This is a genomic window from Butyrivibrio sp. AE2032 (genome assembly GCF_000702965.1).
Window position 1 is genome coordinate 1,423,829 of sequence record NZ_JNLF01000003.1, and the last position, 18,755, is coordinate 1,442,583.

The following is an 18,755-nucleotide window of genomic DNA, read 5'->3' on the forward strand; positions in this document are numbered from 1 at the left end:
TTTCCCCTTAATCTGAGCCGGACATACTATCCGGCAATTATAGTTTCATGCTGATTCTAATGTAGCGCCCAGGGAAAGCGCCTTCCAATCAAATATTGTCATGGTCTTGTCATTGTGTGCGAAGGTACAGGACCTAAGCATTATTTGGAGAGAAGTGCGCATTATGTTGGTGGAGAGTGAGTGGCGAAAAAGGTTATATTTTATTGAGGTAACATGCAAAAGCATTGTTTAATTGGAGGATTACTAAGATGAATAATCAAAAGAGCTTTAAGCCCCTTGGGGACCACAATCCTGTAATGGTCCAGAGATTTGGCGCAGATCCATATGCCCTGGAGTACAAGGGGAGAATATATATTTACATGACGCTGGATGACCCGGAGCTTGATGAGAGCGGCGCTATTATAGAGAACACCTACAGCAAGATCGATAAGATCAGCGTTATTTCATCTGATGATCTTGTTAACTGGACAGATCACGGAACAGTTCATGCTGCAGGAAAGAACGGACAGGCTACCTGGGGTAATAATTCCTGGGCACCGGCAGCAGCATGGAAAACAATAGATGGTAAGGATAAGTTCTTTTTATACTTTGCAAACAGCGGGAACGGAATCGCAGTTCTTGAAGCAGACAGTCCTGTAGGCCCTTTCACAGACCCGATTGGGAAGGCACTTATTTCAAGGGATACACCAACCTGCGCAGAGGTTACATGGCTCTTTGATCCGGCGGTTCTTATGGATGATGACGGTGAGAACTACATCTATTTCGGAGGAGGCGTTCCTTCAGATGACAAGGCTTCAGATCCGGGAACAGCAAGGGTTGCCAAGCTGGGAAAAGACATGGTCTCCCTTGATGGTGATCCAAAGCCTATTGAAAATGTATCCTATCTTTTTGAGGATTCAGGTATAAACAAGATTGACGGAAAGTATTTCTATTCCTATTGCTCAAACTTTTCCATGACTCCCGAGGCTGAGAAGGAAAAGGGCTTCCAGCAGGGAGAGATCGTGACAATGGTTTCCGATGATCCCATGGGACCCTTTGAGATGTGCAATCCGGTTCTTAAGAACCCTGAGCATTTCTTTGGCCTTGGTGGAAACAACCACCACTGCATGTTCAAGTTCCAGGGACAGTACTACATCACTTATCACAGCAGGATCCTGGAGGAGAAGATGGGATTCCTCAAGGGTTACAGAAGCACCAGCATTGATAAGCTTGTGATCAACGAAAAGGGTGAGCCTTCAAAGAGTGAGGGAACAAGGGCAGGCGTAAAGCAGCTCAGGAACCTTGATCCATATCAGGAAACCAAAGCTGTTACCATGTCAAACGCAGCCGGAATTGCCACAAGACAGTTTGGAGAAACAGCCAGGAAATTCGGATCAGGAGATATGATCGCCACAGGAATCACCGAAGGTGGCTGGATAGAGGTGAGCGGAGTTGATTTTGGAAGCGAGCCGGCCAGAATTGTGGAGATCAATGTGACTGAGGCAAAAGAGCTGGCTGAGAAGTTAGCAGCATCTGGTGATATAGAAGCAAGAAGGAAAAGCGCGACAGACGAAGATGCGGATGAGTATGGAAAGCATAGTGATATCGATGCCAAGTGCCTTCTGGGCAAGGTGAATGTGTGCGTGGATTCACCGGAGAATAATCCTATCGAGGCGGTGGAGATCCTTCTTGCGCCTGCTATAAAGCATGACTATGGAGAAACACTCATAAAGTTTTCCTGCAGACTGGATGAGAAAGTGTCAGGAGTTCACGACCTATATTTTGTTTTCGAGGGTGAAGGCTACGAATTCTACAGCTGGAAATTCCTTAAGTGATCAGGGGGATGAATTATGTCAGATAACATGAACAGAGGGCCTGTGGCACCTAAGGACCCTACAAAGAAAAGAGATTTCTTTTACATAATGAAAGACAAGGAGATCTTCGGAGCTCCTCAGCCTGACGGAAGCTTTGTTCACTTCCTGTACATGGATTTTGGACGAGTTACTGATGCTGCAAAACTTACGGGAAATGTAACCGATGAGGAGATGATCCAGAACCTGACCACCAGGAAGGGGATTCAGAAGATGATCCATTCAATCGGTGTCAGTGTCTCAGCAAAAGAGGCAGATAAATCTGTAAAATTCGTTGCTGAGATGTATCCTAATGTTCCCGGGGAAGAGGTCACAATTATCGAAGCGGACGTTCCAATGGATGGAATGGAGATGGAAATCGACCTGTCAAAGGTGGACTGGAAGGACGGAGACAAAGAGCTGGGGCAGTTTAGATTTGTCTTTGATACTGAGGGAATCCAGGCAACAACTGATGTGAGATTCTATCTTAACGATGGCTTCGTGGCACCAAAGCAGCCTGAGGATAAGGCAGTAGACTTTGGCTCGACTGCTTATAAGACCATGATTGAAAAGAGTCTTATGCAGCTGGGGAATACTGAAAGGCTGTCAAAGGTTATTGATAAAGCAAAAAAGGGAGAGAATGTAACTCTGGGATTTATCGGTGGATCAATTACCCAGGGCGCTGGTGCTATTCCCATAAATGAAAAGTGCTATGCGAGAGTTTTTTATGAGGATTTTGCCAAGAGATATATGAATGGCGGAGAGTGCATTTTTGTGAAAGCAGGAGTCGGGGGGACTCCGTCTGAACTTGGAATGATCAGGTTCGAGAGAGATGTTCTAAGGGATGGGGCTGCAAAGCCCGATCTTATCGTGATTGAGTTTGCGGTTAATGATGAGGGAGATGAAACTAAAGGTGTGTGCTACGAGAGCCTTGTGAGGAAGGCGTTGGCACTGCCTTGGAAACCGGCAGTAGTTCTTTTGTTTGCTGTGTTCTCAAATGACTGGAATTTGCAGGACAGATTGTCACCTGTTGGAAGAAATTATGGTCTTCCGATGGTGAGCGTTCTGGATGCTGTAAGTCCCCAGTTTCCGCTTCTTCCCGGAGAGGGCAGGGTGATCTCAAAGAATCAATACTTCTATGATGTTTATCATCCAAGCAATCTGGGACATCAGATCATGGCTGACTGCCTGAGCAATCTGGTGGACAAGGTGAACGATAAGTGCGCAGGGGCTGCACCGGAGGGGGATGATTTTGGAATTGATATGGACTTGAATAAGATCAGGCCAGCTATAGGAGCAGATTTTGAAAGCATCGAGCTTCTGGACCGTAAAGAGCTGGAGGAGCTTAAGGACAAGTACGATATCGTGATTGACGATGAAGGTTCTTTTAACTGTAAAGATACTGACCTTCAGGCGGTAGAAATGGATAAGGACATCAAGATGATACCGGAGTTCCCAAACAACTGGTGTCATCCGGAAAATGGCGAAGATGCGGCTTTCAAAATGTCCCTGACATGTAAAAAACTTCTTCTTGTTTTCAAGGATTCAGCTTATGCCAGCCATGGCGTGGCTGAGGTTTTTGTGGACGATAAACTGATCCTGGAGGCAGACCCTCACATCAATGGATGGACTCACTGTAATGCAGTAGTTCTTTTGAATGAGGAAAAGAGCGCGCGGCGAGAGGTCAGGATCAGCATGAAAGAAGGTCATGAAGATAAGAAATTTACCATCCTTGGTTTTGGGGTTGCGTGACGTAGATGTCAGAAAATGAAAAGAACATAGCGGAAAATGTGAAGAAGGAAAATGCTATGTTTTTGTATAATCAATCATAGGAAAATTTTCGGGGGAAAATGGGGTTACATTTAATGAACAAGTTGACACTTCCAAAGATCATTTCCGACGGAATGGTCATTCAGAGAAGAAAGAGAATACATATCTGGGGATGGGATGAGCCCGGGACCAAGGTTGAGGTCAGGCTGGATAATCTCATTGGCAGAGGAGAAGCGGATGAGAGCGGAAGATTTGACATCTATCTTTCCGCAAAGGAAAGCGGAGGTCCCTATGAGCTAATTGTCTCCAATGAGAGGGACGAGGAGATCTCCGTAAAGGATGTCATGATAGGCATAGTCTGGCTTGTCACTGGTCAGTCAAACATAGAGCTTCCCATTGCCAGAGTTAAGGACAGATACCCTGCCCTTGCCAGCATCGAGGAGAACACCGGCATAAGGACCTTTAAGATCCTTGAGGATACGGATTTCCACGGCCCTTTGGGGGAATTAAGGAGCGGTAGCTGGAGCCACGTAAGCAGAGATACTATCATGAATTTCTCAGCTACAGGATACTTTTTTGCTGCTTATCTTCAGAAGATCACTGGCCAGACTGTGGGCTTTATAAATGCATCTTTAGGTGGCTCAAGGATTTCCTCCTGGATGTCAAGGCAGATGCTGGAAGGATATGACGAGCTGCTGGCTGAGGCGGACAAGTATGCTGATGATGATTTCAGAAAGAGCCAGGCAGACAAGAACGTGATAAACGGAACCTTGTGGCGCGAGAAGCTTGATAAGCTTGACAGGGGACTTTCAGAGAAATGGATGCAGGAAGAGCTTGACGAGCGCAGCTGGAAGGAAATGGATATTCCGGTGATGTTTACTGACACTGAGCTTTCCGGAATGTGCGGATCCGTCTGGTTCAGGAGAAGCTTTGACCTTCCAAAGGAACTTGCAGGAAAGAGCGCAAGACTGTTCCTTGGAACATTGGTAGACAGAGACGAGGTCTTTGTAAACGGTGTGAAAGTAGGAGGAATTGAATACCAGTATCCTCCAAGAAAGTACGACATACCCGAGGGACTTACTAAAGAAAAGGACAATCACATTGCTATAAGGCTTTGTGTGGAATATGGCCTTGGAAGGATCACTCCTGACAAGGAATACAAGATATTTAATGAGGATGCCCAGGTAAGGCTCGATGGCAAGTGGTATTACAAGGTGGCTGCAAGATGCCCCGAGATATCACCTACGGATTTTATCAACTGGCATCCAACCGGTCTTTTCAATGCCATGACCGCACCCTGCCACAACTTCCCAATTGACGGAGTTATCTGGTATCAGGGTGAGTCCAACACTCATGAGCCTTGGGACTATGAAGATCTGTCAAAGCGCATGATAAAAGGTTACAGGGACCTTTGGGGCGAGGAAAACCTCCCATATATCCTTGCCCAGCTCCCTAACTTTGTAATAGATGTTAAGCCTGTGGATGACCCCTGGCCAACCTTCAGGCTTACACAGTCAAAACTGCTTGATGATCCAATGGTGGGAATGACTGTCAACATGGATCTTGGTGAAGACAACGATCTTCACCCTACCGGCAAGCGACGTGTCGGAAAGCGTCTCGCTCTCTGGGCAGCCCACTTAAGATACGGCTATCCCGGCGAGTACAGCAGTCCCATACCGGTCTATGCCAAAGCCGCCAACTCCGGCTGGATCAAAGGCAGCGTCGTAGAGATCGCCTTAGACCACGCCGACGGCCTCGTTAGCCGCGATATTGGCAAGGGCTCAGAGATCCGCGATTTCGTAATTATAGATGATAAGGGAAAAGAACTATCAGTTGACGTTGAGCTAGCCGACAGAATGGTGATCCTTAAAACCACTCTCAAAGCAGACAAGATTCGAAAGGTAAAGTACCTTGTGGACTACACCTATAACGGCGCAATGATCTACAACAAGGCAAACCTTCCCATGGGACCATTTGAAATCGAAGTGAAGAATTAAGAAAAGCAGATATTAGAATGAGCCAGACCTGGGGGCGGGAAAAATTGCTACCCAGGCAACCGAAGGGTCATAGCTCGCGGCTGGCACTTATCGCCTGTCCTGTAGGCGATTAGTACCGTTGCCAGCGAGGTTTGTGCGCAAGCTTGCCCAAGGTGACCGAGTCAATTTCTCCCGACCACAACCAAGGGCTTTCGGACTAAATCATTTTGTATACGTCCTTCCAGCTCTGTCCGCACCCTGAAGGTAGAGTTTGCGGAACTCAGTGGGGGAGCAACCGTTCATATCCTTGAAGACTCGGTTGAAGGTTGACAGACTGAAGAACCCGGACTGCAGCGCAATGTCCATCACGGACAGATCTGTATCACCAAGAAGCTCCTGAGCCATCATGACACGTCGCTTTGTGATGTACTGGTAGCAGGAGATACCCATGCTTGACTTAAAGAGCCTCTCAAAGTGGTACTTGGAGAAACCTGCAAGCTCAGCGAGCTGCTCCACTGAAAGATCCTCGCTTCTGTGGGAATCAATATAGTTGGTGACAGCCACAAGTTTTTCGATGTTTTTAGACTGGGAATCTGAAGTGCCGGCAGGAACTACGGCATCCACAAGGTGCATGCTTCCTATCTGGGCAAGGATCAGAGTCACCAGAGAATATACAGAAATCTGAAGGAATTCATCACTCTCTCCGTAGAGTCGCTCAATCTCCCAGAAGTAGTTCTGGAGACGGGCAGTCTCAACAGGATACTCACTCTGCTTTACATGAACGTAAGGTGGGAGAGTTTTCAGGAGAGGCACCAGGAGAGAAACCTGGGAATAATTAGTTATATCGAATAAAAGTATCAGCTTCTCGCCGCCTGGTGCAACAGCCAGGTACTCGTGAAGGGTTCCGGGAGCAATCAGCATGATGTCGCCTGGAGCACAGTTCACTACGGCAGAAGAGTCATTGTGAAATTTAACCTGAAATGATCCTGATAAAGGCAGAATAAGCTCCACCTCGTTATGCCAGTGGAGTGGATATTCGTTCAGGGTGTTGTGATATAAGAGGACGCCCTTTAAGGTGTCGTAATAGATATCTTCCCTTGACTGGGAGTTAATATCTGAGATCATGGATCATTCTCCTTTATCTGCAGGTTAATACGTAGATATTCTAGCATCAATGGAAAAGAAATGTAAGACCAACATAATCGGAGGACCGAATGGAAACAAAGAAATGGACACAGCTCTGGCTGGATTACAAAAAGGCCTATGATGGTGAAGGAATCTGGAAGATAGTCCTTAATGGCTTTACAGACAGCCAGGTGGTTGTTGCTAATGCTCTCTATGAGTTCAGAAGAGGAATTGAAGCTCTTACGGGGGAGGCAGTCCTTGAAGCCGGAAAAGATGAGGAGCAGGGCAAAAAACTTCTGACTCTTACAATCTCAAATAACGACAGCGTATCAAAAGAAGGTTACCATATCAAGGGAAGCGATGAGGGAATCCTTGTGGAAGCCAGTGACGAGAGAGGCGTACTTTACGGCGTCTTCGCCATCCTTCGTCAGATAGCCTGTGGCAAAAGAGCTTTCGAAGTAAGTGAAGCTTCATCCCCATCCAACCCATTAAGAATGATGAACCACTGGGATAACATGGATGGCAGCATAGAGCGTGGATACTCCGGAGAGTCCTTCTTCTTTGAAAAAGATGAGATCATCATAAATGACAGGACCAGAGACTACGCCCGCTTCATGGCAAGCATAGGAATAAATGGTGTTGTTATTAACAATGTAAATGTAAAGGCAGCAGCTTCATACCTTATAACTGACAGATACTATGACCAGGTGGCAAGGTTTTCCGAGATATTTAATGACTATGGCATCAGCCTTTACCTGTCATTAAACTTCGCTTCACCTATTGAGATCGGGGATCTGGACACCTGTGATCCTCTGGATAAAAAAGTTATCTCCTGGTGGAAAGATAAAATGAAGGAGATCTACGAAAGGCTCCCTCTTCTTGGAGGTTTCCTTGTAAAGGCGGACTCAGAGGGAAGACCGGGACCATTTACCTATGGCAGGACTCAGGCAGATGGAGCTAACATGCTGGCAGATGTGATAAAGCCCTACGGTGGAATCATCATCTGGAGATGCTTTGTCTACAACTGCACTCAGGACTGGCGTGATACAAAGACTGACAGAGCAAGGGCCGGCTACGATTATTTCAAGCATCTTGACGGAGCATACCATGACAATGTCATCCTTCAGATAAAGAACGGACCTATGGATTTCCAGATCCGTGAACCCGTTTCACCTCTCCTTGGAGGCCTTCAGCACACCAATCAGATGCTGGAGGTGCAGATTGCACAGGAGTACACAGGTCACCAGATCGATCTTTGCTACCTTATCCCTCTGTTCAAGGAGGTCCTTGATTTCCACACCCATTGCTGTGAGGGAAAAGATACTGTGGCTGACGTTGTAAGTGGTCGCACCATGGGCAATAGTCTTGCTGGAATGGCGGCAGTTATCAATACCGGAAATGACGCCAACTGGACAGGAAATGATCTGGCAGCAGCAAATCTCTACGGATTCGGAAGGCTCTCTTTTGACACTGATCTTTCAGCTGAAGAAATAGCAAAAGAGTGGATCGCATTGACCTATAAGCTCCCTGAAAAGGAAGCAGGTGTTCTTTGCTCTATGCTCTTAAGATCAAGGGAGATATACGAGAAATATACAAGTCCACTTGGAATTGGATGGATGGTAACCCCTGGGGATCACTATGGTCCAAGCATTGACGGATATGAGTATTCAAGATGGGGAACCTACCACAGAGCGGATCACCTGGGAATAGGTGTTGACAGGACTGATAAGGGAACGGGTTATGCTCAGCAGTACTATGAAGAAAATGCTGTGATGTACAACGACCCTGAAAAGTGCCCGGAAGAACTGCTTCTTTTCTTCCATCACATTCCATATACCTGGAAGCTTAAGACGGGAAAGACTTTGATCCAGCATATCTATGACAGCCATTTTGAAGGCGAGGAAGAAGCTCGCGGACTTGCTGCAGACTGGGAGAGCCTAAAGGATGTGATTCCTGCCGTTTCCTTTGACAGAGTAAAGGAAAGATTTGAGAGGCAGCTCTACAATGCAAGAGAGTGGAGAGATCAGGTAAACTCCTACTTCTACAGGAAGAGTGGCATAGCTGACGAAAAGGGCAGAACAATATATTAATCTGCTCGGTTCGACAGCTGATACTGTTTTGGTGACATACCAATCTGATTGGAAAAGCGCCTGGAAAAGCTGGAATAGTTATTGTACCCCACCATGAAGCACACATCGTAGGGGGAGTTATTTTCCAGCAATAATTTTTGTGCAAGAGCAATTTTTTTTGCATTAATATAATGTTTAAGTGAGTCTCCGGTGGCTTCGCTGAAGGCGCGGCTTAAGTGGTCGCTACTGTAGTGGAGCTCCGCGGACATGGTATTAATAGTGATCTCATCGGAGAGATGATTGTTGATATATTCCAGTATTTTAGCCACTGCAACAGGCATGGTGCTGCTCTTTTTCTGGGGCGGAACATTCTCAGAATACTTGCAGGTCAAAAGAAGGAACTCTGCAAGGTAAGACTTGGCCAAAATCCTGTGGCCATAGCAGTCACTGTGAAGAGCTTCCTCAAGGTCTTTTGCCACGGAGATAAAGCGTGGAAGAGATTCCTCAGGAATCCTAAGGTGATTCATGTCGGCTGATTCGCTGCTTCTGAAAAGAGTGCTGAAGTCGGTTTCCGAGTCCCCGAGGTTCCTTAAGTACTCGTACTGGATATTGATGACAATCCTCTCATACCCGCTAACATCCTCAAGATCTACTCCGTGGAACACCAAAGGACTGATAAAGAAAATGTCCCCGGGCTTCATCTTGAAAAGCTCGGGTTCCACCATCATATTTACATCCCCTTTTAGGAAAAGAACTACTTCATAACCATCATGATTGTGAACTGTGCTTATATCAGTGGGATCTACTCGGGCCTTTTTGTGCTCGCAGATAACCTCGTTGGCGATCATGGTATATGGGAAGTTCAGACACTTTTTCATACCGCTCCTTTGCATGGGAAAAGAACTTGTGCAGTTTATATCGGAAAATGCAAAAATTATATTGTTTTTTGTGTATTTCTATTAAAATCCCATGTCTTATGATTTATTTATAGCATTGAAATGGGGAAACATCAACAAGCAAGAGTGAAATTCAGACCTGCTGGGGGTAATTGTGTCAAAGATAAGTTTTGATAACAGGTTAATGTTCACTTACGAGTCTAAATCATTTCCCGGGGTCAATAAGGTAGCAGCCTTAGTCAGGCAGGATATATACCTGGTGACAGGCTTTCATGCAGGAGAATATACCAGGGGCTGTAAATGCAGGAACCTGATAATATATGGAACTGTTGATAAGAGTGATTACCTGAAGGAACTTGAAGAGAAGGGGCTTATAGATTTAGAGGATGTAAGAGGGAAGTGGGAAGTCTACAGCTTTACAGTTTTGGATAACCCAATGGATGGTGTAGATCACGCCCTGGTTATTGCGGGAAGTGACAAGAGAGGAACCATCTATGGTCTGTTCCATCTGTCGGAGCTTCTCGGGGTATCACCCCTGGTCAACTGGAATCACGTAATACCCAAGAAAAAGAAAAATGTCTTCCTGACAGATTCCGTAAATAAAGTTACCAAGGAACCTTCAGTAAGATATAGAGGATTTTTTATAAATGATGAATGGCCTGCTTTTGGAAACTGGGCCACAGAGCATTTTGGCGGAGTAAATGCCAAGTGCTATGAAAGAGTTTTTGAACTGCTCCTTAGACTTAAGGGCAATTACTTATGGCCGGCAATGTGGCGTTCCAACTTCAGCATGGATGGACCGGGACTGGAGAGCGCGAGGCTGGCAGATGAATATGGTGTGGTAATGAGCACTTCCCACCATGAGCCGTGCATGAGAAGCGGTGAGGAATACAGCCTCCTTCGAGGTGAGAATTCACTTTACGGAGATGCATGGGACTTCATCAGGAATCGTGAAGGAATTACCCGTTTCTGGAGAGACGGATTACTTAGGAATCAGGCATTTGAAAATGTGATAACCCTGGGAATGCGAGGGGAGAGAGATTCCAAGATCCTTTCAGAGGATGCGACTCTGAAGGATAACATAGATCTTATAAGGGATGTACTAAAGACTCAGAACGGTCTCATCAGAGAGATTGTGAATGAGGATCTTACGAAGGTACCGAGGCAGATAGTTCTTTTCTCAGAGGTGGAAGAGTACTTCTACGGGAACGAGAAAGTCAAGGGACTTATGGGAGACCCTGAGCTGGACGGCGTTACGCTGATGCTTTCAGACAACAACGTTGGTTATACCAGGACTCTTCCAAGTAAGGAAATAGCTGATCATCCCGGCGGATTTGGAATGTACTATCACATGGATATGCATGGCGGACCCTATTCCTTCAAATGGATAGGAGCCACGTACCTTCCAAGAGTTTGGGAACAGATGACTCAGGCCTACGATTTCGGTGTGAGGCAGATATGGGTCACAAATGTTGGAGATATAGGCACTCAGGAGCTGGGGCTTTCTTATTTCTTAGACCTGGCTTACGACATAGATAAATGGGGAGGCACAGATGCAGCCATCACCCAGGAGTATATGAATGAGTGGGCAGAGAGGCAGTTCGGAGGAATGCTTCCTCTCTCCGGAAGAAATAAAGCTAAGAAGATCCTGTGGGATTACACCTCTCTTCTTGAAAAGAGACGCCACGAGATCATGAATGCTGACGTTTACCATCCACTGCATTTTGGAGAAGCTCAGAAGATCCTGTCCATCAGTGATGAGATCCTGAAGGAAGCCGGGGCTCTGAAAAAGAGAATAGAAGACGAAGACCTTTCGGCATTCATATCTCTTTTGTATTATCCGGCATGCGGAACTGCCAATCTGATGAAGATGTGGATCCTGGCTGGACGAAATGAGCTATATGCAAGACAGAACCGTATAGAAGCCAATGATATTGCCGATGAGATAGACATCTGTGTTAAAGAGGATGCGAACCTGATTGATGAATACGAGAAGGTGGACAACGGCTTCTACAAAGGCTTTGGAAAATCCGAGCATGTGGGCTTTGTGAACTGGAACGAAGAGGACAACAGATATCCCTTAAGGTATCTGGTATATGGGGCCAACTCCCCAAGGATGCTTGTTTCCAGAAAAGATGATGAGCACTACATGACAGGACTTGAGTGGTGTGACAGGCCTCAGACCTGGAGAGACATGCTCCGTCCCGATGTGGACAGCATAGAGTTTGATCTGATAAGCGGAAGCGACAAGCCCTTTAGCTACAGAATCCTTTCGGATTGTTGCTGGCTGAATTTCTCCAAGACAGAGGGGAAGGTTTCAAAGAGGGAGCGGATCACCCTTTCGGTGAACAAAGCTCTTTTGGATGAAAAAGTCACAGGTACTTTTGAGATTGAGAACCCTGGGATCGGGTGTGTGCATGTAACGGTGGAGGCAGCTCCGGCAGAGGCGCCAAAAGGTCTTTTCATAGAGAGTGATGGATATATCTGCATGGAAGCAGAACACTTTATGGATAGCGAGGATGCAGGAAACAGCGCATTCAAAGTCCTTTCTCCTTATGGAAGAAGTGGAAGTGCCATAAAGGTATTTCCTTCAACAAAGGACTTCCTTGAGGAAAAGAGACGTCCTTGGGTTGAATACAGGTTCTTTGCTTCGGAAGATGCAGAATATGAGGTCATCTTCGAACTGGCACCCACAACACCGGTAACCTTTACCGGCGGGCAGTTTATGGGATATTCCATGAACGGTGGAAAGACAAAGATAATCAATACGGTCAAGAGACCTGAGATACAGTTCTTCTTCAGCGAGCAATGGCAGGAGGAGGCGAAAGCAAATGTCAAGAAGGTTACAGACACAGTAAAGTGTGTCAAAGGGGAAAATAACCTAAGGTTCTATGGCATGAGCCCCGGAATTGTACTGGAGAGGATATTGCTTGTAAGGAAAGGAATAGAGCTTCCAAAGTCTTATCTTGGACCGAGGGAGAGCTATGTATGTTACGAGGAGGAGTAAAATGAGTAAACCGGCTGTGACTAAATCAAAAGTCAAATTCAGCGTGTACATGAAGAAGTACTGGCAGCTATATGCAATGCTGCTTCTGCCTCTTCTGTATCTGTTAATTTTTAAGTATTTCCCGATGGTGTATGTACAGATCGCCTTCAAGAAATACAGTATTGTTCAGAGTGTATGGGAAATGCCCTGGGCTCAGAACCACGGATTTGAGTTTTTTATCAAGGCGTTTGGCAACAACGATTTCAAGTATGCCCTTAAAAACACCCTGGTACTGAATATTCTTGATCTGATATTTGGATTCCCTGCACCTGTTTTATTTGCACTTATACTAAATGAGCTGTGCTTTGTAAGGTATAAGAAGGTTGTTCAGACAATAGCTTACATGCCCCACTTCCTTTCATGGGTCATCATCTACAGCTTGGCACTGCAGCTTCTTGCACCTAATGCAGGACTTATAAACATGGTCATCCAGAGACTCGGAGGAGAAGCAATTCCTTTCCTCAACGACGAAGCTCACTGGATCAGAAGTTACATCGGATTTGGTATCTGGCAGAACTTTGGATGGGGCTCAATCATCTACCTGGCAGCAATTGCAGGTATCAACCCTGAGCTTTACGAGGCAGCATCAGTAGATGGTGCAGGAAGATTCAGAAAGATCTGGCACATTACCCTTCCGGGAATCAAGCCAACAATCGTAGTTCTTCTTATCATGAGCCTTGGTAATATCCTTGGCGGCGGATTCGACAGACCTTTCGCTTTCCAGAACAACCTGGTAATGCGCGTGGCTGACGTTATTGCAACATATGTTTACAGAGTAGGTATTAAGGGACTTCAGTTCTCCCTCACAACTGCCGTTGGACTTTTCCAGTCTGTCGTAGGCGTTATCTTCCTGCTTTTGGCTAACTGGCTCTCACGTAAACTTGGTGAGAGAGGAATATGGTAAAGGAGGAGAAGAGACATGAAAGTAAAATCTACTGCAGACAGAATATGGGATTACGTGTTCGTGTTCCTGTGCCTCATAGTCAGTGCGATATGTATAATCCCAATGCTCAACCTTCTGGCGAAGTCTCTGAGCTCAACAGAATTTCTGATCAGGAATGAGGTATATATCATTCCAAAGGGCTTCAACTTTGATGCATACGGAACAGTTTTGAAAGATCCAAAATACACCAGGGCGTTTGTATGGACGGTTGCCCTTACTGTAATTTGCACAGTACTGTCACTTACCATGACAACCCTTTGTGCTTTCCCTCTTATATTCGAGAAGCTCAAGGGCAGAAAGATAATCAATATCTTTATTACCATAACAATGTTCTTCAACGCAGGAACTATTCCTAACTACCTGCTTATGCAGAAGCTTGGACTTTTAAGTAATCCTCTGGTTCTTATCATTCCCGGCGTGATGAGTGTTTACAACATGATCATCATGAGAAGTTTCTTCTACGGAATACCTGAGAGCCTTAGGGAATCAGCTGAGATCGATGGAGCATCTTTCTTCCAGATCCTTTATAAGATCTATGTTCCTCTTTCAAAGCCTGTTATGGCAACACTTGCACTTTTCTACGCTGTAGGAAGATGGAATGGTTACTCAGATGCTTTGATGTACATGAAGGAAGAAAAGTTTTATCCATTACAGCTCCTTCTGTATAACATCATCAATAACATCAACTCAGTTGAAGTTGCTACCCAGGAAGGTTTCTCCTCGCCTGGACTTGCAGAGTCACTTAAGGCTGCTATCGTAATGTTCTCTACGATACCGATCCTTTGCATCTATCCTTTCCTTCAGAAGTACTTCATTAGTGGAGTAACTCTTGGAGCGGTTAAGGAATGACACCATAAATATATTTGGTTGCAACCCTTTAAGGGTTCACATAGTTTCTTTTCACAAAAAAATGGAGGTATAGTATGAAGAAGAAAGTATTATCAATGTTCCTCGCTTCTGCTATGGCACTTTCAATCGTTGCCTGCGGATCATCAAACGGTGGAACAACAACAGAAACTGCTCCTGCAGCTACAGAGACTGCACCAGCAGCAACTGAGACACAGGCAGATGCACCTGCTGCAGAAGCTCAGGGATCATCAGAGCTCGTAGACGGTAAGTTTGCTGAGACACGCCAGATCACTGTTGAGGTTTACGACAGAGGAAATGATGGCGGATCAGACCCTGAAAACAACATGTACACAGAGTACATCAAGAAGGGAATGCTCGAGGAGCACAACGTAGAAGTAACATTTAAGAAAGTTGGAAGATGGACAGAGACAGAGGATATCAACAACCTCCTTGCATCACAGGAAGCTCCTGATATCTGCGTAACATACAGCTATCCTACAGTTCTTACATACGCTAACATGGGCGGTGTTATCGACCTTCAGGACCTTGTTGAGCAGTACAAGGCAGATACACCAAACCTTTGGAACTGGCTTGGCGAGACAAACATGCTCTGGGATAAGGATCCTAAGACAGGCGCTCTTTGGGCAATCGAAGGTAGGAGAGCAGAGCAGCAGAGAATCGTTACATTTGTTCGTCAGGACTGGCTTGACAAGCTGAACCTCAAGGCTCCTACAACAACTCAGGAGTTCGAGGATATGCTCGTTGCATTCAGAGACAACGCTGACACACTTCTTGGCAAGGATGCTGCACAGATGGTTCCTTTCGCTAGTGGCTATGATATAGGTTGGGAGTGCAACAACATCATCACATCTTTCATGGATCCTAAGATCACAGACAAAGAGTACTACATCAACGGATTTGATGACAGAATGGTTACAGAGCCTCAGACAAAGGAAGCTGTTAGACTTCTTAACAAGTGGTACAACGACGGCCTTATGTGGAAGGATTTCGCTCTTTACGGATCAGGCGATACAACAAAGGACGATATGATCAAGGCTGGTTACGTTGGTGCATTCCAGCACAACTGGGATTATGTATTCAGAAACGGTGAAGATTCAATCAACTCTAACCTTAGAAGAAACGTTGGCGAAGATGCTAAGTTCGTTGCAGTTGACTGCTTCCAGAACTCAGACGGAAAGTACGCTAAGTGGCTTTACTCTTCAGCTGGAGATAGAAAGATCTTCTTCCCTGTAACAAACGATGAGCCTCTTGCATCACTCCTTTACTGCGACTTCATCTCAAAGCCTGAGACAATCGCATATCTCCAGATGGGTGATGAGGGTGTTACACACGAAGTTCTTGATAGCGGTGCTATCCAGATCATCGCTGCAGAAGGCGATGCAATCCAGAACTCTGGTAAGAACATCGACTACACAATCACATGTAACGGAACAAACTTTGGTGATCAGAAGCTTGCTGAGCTTTCAATCAACTATGGTTACGCTGATCAGGATCCTGAGCTTGTTGCTGCAGCTAACAAGATCGCACTTACAGATGGTCTTCAGCCTCTTAACGTAAACGTTGGTGAGATCACAGCTGAGGCTGGTGTTGGTGATACTCTTTCATCAAAGAGAGACCAGATCTATGACAAGTCAGTTGTTGCATCTGTAGCAGATTTCGATTCTGTATGGGACAGCGCTATGGCTGATTACCTCTCATCAGGCGGACAGGCTATCATGGACGAGCGTGCTGCTAAGTGGACAGAGTACTTCGGCGACGCTGATATGCTTCCATAATATTAGCCTGATAGAATAACAAATTGACATTAAAGGGGTTGCACAGATTCTGTGCAACTCCTTTTTCGTGCGGACTTTGGGAGATTTTTTAAATAAGAATAATATGGCAAGATGTGGTGAGAATTAATGGACCCTGAAATATAAAATTAGAATGTAAGATTAACCACTAATATTTTGATGATATTGAGGGAGTGCTATGAACAGAGAAGAAGCCAGGAAATTAGCAAAAGAGCTTGTTTCCAAAATGACAGTAGAAGAGAAGGCATCACAACTGCGCTATGATTCACCGGCTATAGACAGGCTCGGTGTTCCAGCCTACAACTGGTGGAACGAGGCTCTTCACGGAGTTGCAAGAGCTGGTACAGCTACCATGTTTCCACAGGCAATCGGTATGGCAGCAGCCTTTGACAGAGACCTTATGAAGGAAGTTGGCGATGTTATTGCTGAAGAAGGCAGAGCCAAGTACAACGAGCAGTCAAAGCGCGGAGATAGAGATATCTATAAGGGACTTACATTCTGGTCACCTAACGTTAATATATTCAGAGATCCAAGATGGGGCCGTGGACATGAGACTTATGGTGAGGATCCATTCCTTACAGGCTCACTTGCCATTCCTTTTATAAAGGGACTTCAGGGAGATGGAGAGTACATGAAGGCAGCAGCCTGTGCAAAGCACTTTGCTGTTCACTCTGGTCCTGAGGGAGAGAGACATTTCTTTGATGCAAAGGCCAGCAAGAAGGATCTTGAAGAGACATATCTTCCTGCATTTGAAGCATGTGTTAAGGATGCAAAGGTTGAGGCTGTTATGGGAGCCTACAACAGAACAAACGGAGAGCCTTGCTGTGCAAATGAGCCTCTCATGAATGGAGTTTTGAGAGGAAAGTGGGGCTTTGAAGGCCACTATGTTTCTGACTGCTGGGCAATCAGAGACTTCCACGAGAACCACAAGGTAACAAATTCCGAGGAAGAGTCAGTTAAGCTTGCTCTTGAGGTTGGCTGCGATGTTAACTGTGGCTGCACTTACCAGAAGGTTATGAGTGCCTATGAAAAAGGAATGATCTCAGAGGATCTTATTACAAGAAGCTGCGAGAGACTTTTCACTACCAGATTCCTTCTTGGCCTGTTCACAAAGACAGAGTACGATGACATTCCATATACAGTAGTTGAGTGTGCTGATCACCTTAAGGTTGCAAGAAAGGCAGCAGCGGAGTCAGTAGTTCTTTTGAAGAATGACGGAGTCCTTCCTCTTGCAAAGAATATTAAGACCATAGGTGTAGTTGGACCTAATGCAGATTCAAGATATGCACTTATGGGTAACTACTACGGAACTGCTTCCCAGTATGTGACAGTTCTTGAGGGTATCAGAGAGCTGGTTTCTGAGGATACAAGGATCCTTTATTCAGAAGGCTGCCACCTCTGGAAGGAAAATGTGCAGAATCTTTCTGACAAGGATATGCAGGATAGAAAGGCTGAAGTTGAGACAGTTGCTGACTACTCAGATCTTTTGATCGTAGTAGTTGGTCTCGACGAGAGACTTGAAGGCGAAGAGGGCGATGAGAGTAACCAGTTCGCATCAGGCGATAAGCTGAGCCTTGATCTTCCTCTTTCCCAGAGACAGATGCTCAATACAGCGCTTAATTCAGGAAAGCCAACAATCGTTATCAACATGTCCGGTAGCGCCCTTGATCTTTCAGAGGCCCAGGACAAGGCAAATGCCGTTATCCAGGCATGGTATCCCGGGGCTCTTGGTGGAAGGGATGTGGCAGGAATCCTCTTTGGTGAGATTTCTCCTTCAGGAAAGCTTCCTGTAACCTTCTACAAGGACACAGACGATCTTCCTGACTTCAAGGATTACTCAATGAAGAACAGGACCTACAGATACTTCCAGGGAACACCTCTTTATCCATTTGGATATGGTCTCACCTACGGTGACTGCAGGGCAAAAGAGATGTCAGTAGATCTTAAAGGAGCTGGCGATTCCTTCGATGGAGCAACAGTGACTGTAACTGTTAAGAATGAAGGTAAGGTTGCTACAGATGACGTACTTCAGGTCTATGTTCAGGATACAGGATATGAGTTGGCAATCCCTAATCCATGTCTTGCAGGATTTGAGAGAGTACACCTTGATGCTGGTCAGGAGAAGAAGGTTGTTATAGAACTTCCAAAGAGAGCTTTCACTTCAGTAGATGAAGAGGGTGAGAGAAAGCTATTTTCCCAGAAATTTACAGTGTTTGCGGGATTTGGACAGCCTGATAAGAGAACTGAAGAATTGACCGGTGTAAAGGCACTTTCAGAAGATGTATCGCTTTGAAAAATGATAGGTACAACCGCAAGTATTTTTGTATAAAAATCGCGATATATTTTCTATAAATTTGTCACGTTGTATTTTAAGTTGTACTGATATAGGATGATAAGGGATTGTGTAATAAGGCAATTCGCTTATCATCCAATCGTAT

At 45.5% G+C, this 18,755-nt stretch carries 11 protein-coding genes; 9 read left to right on the forward strand and 2 right to left on the reverse strand.

Going from position 1 to position 18,755, the window contains the following annotated elements:
• Nucleotides 1-248 precede the first annotated feature (248 nt).
• From BO18_RS08360 to BO18_RS08370, 3 genes are all read left to right on the forward strand, one after another.
• Nucleotides 249-1,814: a glycoside hydrolase family 43 protein gene (locus tag BO18_RS08360; RefSeq protein ID WP_034445327.1), complete on the forward strand. Its 1,566-nt coding sequence runs from the start codon at nucleotides 249-251 to the stop codon at nucleotides 1,812-1,814.
• Nucleotides 1,815-1,829: 15 nt separating this feature from the next.
• A complete protein-coding gene (locus tag BO18_RS08365) occupies nucleotides 1,830-3,581 on the forward strand; it encodes an SGNH/GDSL hydrolase family protein (protein WP_081860961.1) in 1,752 nt (583 codons plus the stop codon).
• 113 nt (nucleotides 3,582-3,694) lie between these two features.
• Nucleotides 3,695-5,596, forward strand: a complete 1,902-nt coding sequence (locus BO18_RS08370) for a sialate O-acetylesterase (RefSeq protein WP_051688583.1) — start codon at nucleotides 3,695-3,697, stop codon at nucleotides 5,594-5,596.
• Nucleotides 5,597-5,797: 201 nt separating this feature from the next.
• Here BO18_RS08370 and BO18_RS32555 read toward each other — a convergent pair whose 3' ends face one another.
• Entirely contained in the window at nucleotides 5,798-6,700 is a 903-nt protein-coding gene (locus tag BO18_RS32555; RefSeq protein WP_051688584.1) for an AraC family transcriptional regulator, read from the reverse strand.
• Between the two features lie 89 nt (nucleotides 6,701-6,789).
• Between BO18_RS32555 and BO18_RS08380 the strand changes: the two genes are divergently transcribed.
• A complete protein-coding gene (locus tag BO18_RS08380) occupies nucleotides 6,790-8,790 on the forward strand; it encodes an alpha-glucuronidase (RefSeq protein WP_034445329.1) in 2,001 nt (666 codons plus the stop codon).
• Here BO18_RS08380 and BO18_RS08385 read toward each other — a convergent pair.
• On the reverse strand, nucleotides 8,787-9,647 hold the full coding sequence (locus tag BO18_RS08385; protein ID WP_034445331.1) for an AraC family transcriptional regulator: 861 nt from the start codon (nucleotides 9,645-9,647) through the stop codon (nucleotides 8,787-8,789). The two genes, BO18_RS08380 and BO18_RS08385, sit on opposite strands and share 4 nt — an antisense overlap.
• Before the next feature lie 172 nt (nucleotides 9,648-9,819).
• On the opposite strand from BO18_RS08385, the gene BO18_RS08390 reads away from it, so the two are divergent.
• The 5 genes from BO18_RS08390 (at nucleotide 9,820) to BO18_RS08410 (ending at nucleotide 18,610) form a co-directional block, all read left to right on the forward strand.
• Nucleotides 9,820-12,672, forward strand: a complete 2,853-nt coding sequence (locus BO18_RS08390; protein ID WP_207643566.1) for a glycosyl hydrolase 115 family protein — start codon at nucleotides 9,820-9,822, stop codon at nucleotides 12,670-12,672.
• A gap of 1 nt (nucleotide 12,673) precedes the next feature.
• Nucleotides 12,674-13,615 (forward strand): ABC transporter permease, encoded by a 942-nt coding sequence (locus tag BO18_RS08395; protein ID WP_034445336.1) that lies wholly within the window; start codon nucleotides 12,674-12,676, stop codon nucleotides 13,613-13,615.
• 15 nt (nucleotides 13,616-13,630) lie between these two features.
• Entirely contained in the window at nucleotides 13,631-14,503 is an 873-nt protein-coding gene (locus tag BO18_RS08400) for a carbohydrate ABC transporter permease (RefSeq protein WP_034445338.1), read from the forward strand.
• Nucleotides 14,504-14,577: 74 nt separating this feature from the next.
• The gene (locus BO18_RS08405; RefSeq protein WP_034445340.1) at nucleotides 14,578-16,299 is read left to right on the forward strand and encodes a sugar ABC transporter substrate-binding protein; all 1,722 of its coding nucleotides are present in this window, start codon (nucleotides 14,578-14,580) and stop codon (nucleotides 16,297-16,299) included.
• Between the two features lie 196 nt (nucleotides 16,300-16,495).
• On the forward strand, nucleotides 16,496-18,610 hold the full coding sequence (locus BO18_RS08410; protein WP_034445342.1) for a glycoside hydrolase family 3 C-terminal domain-containing protein: 2,115 nt from the start codon (nucleotides 16,496-16,498) through the stop codon (nucleotides 18,608-18,610).
• Nucleotides 18,611-18,755 lie beyond the last annotated feature (145 nt).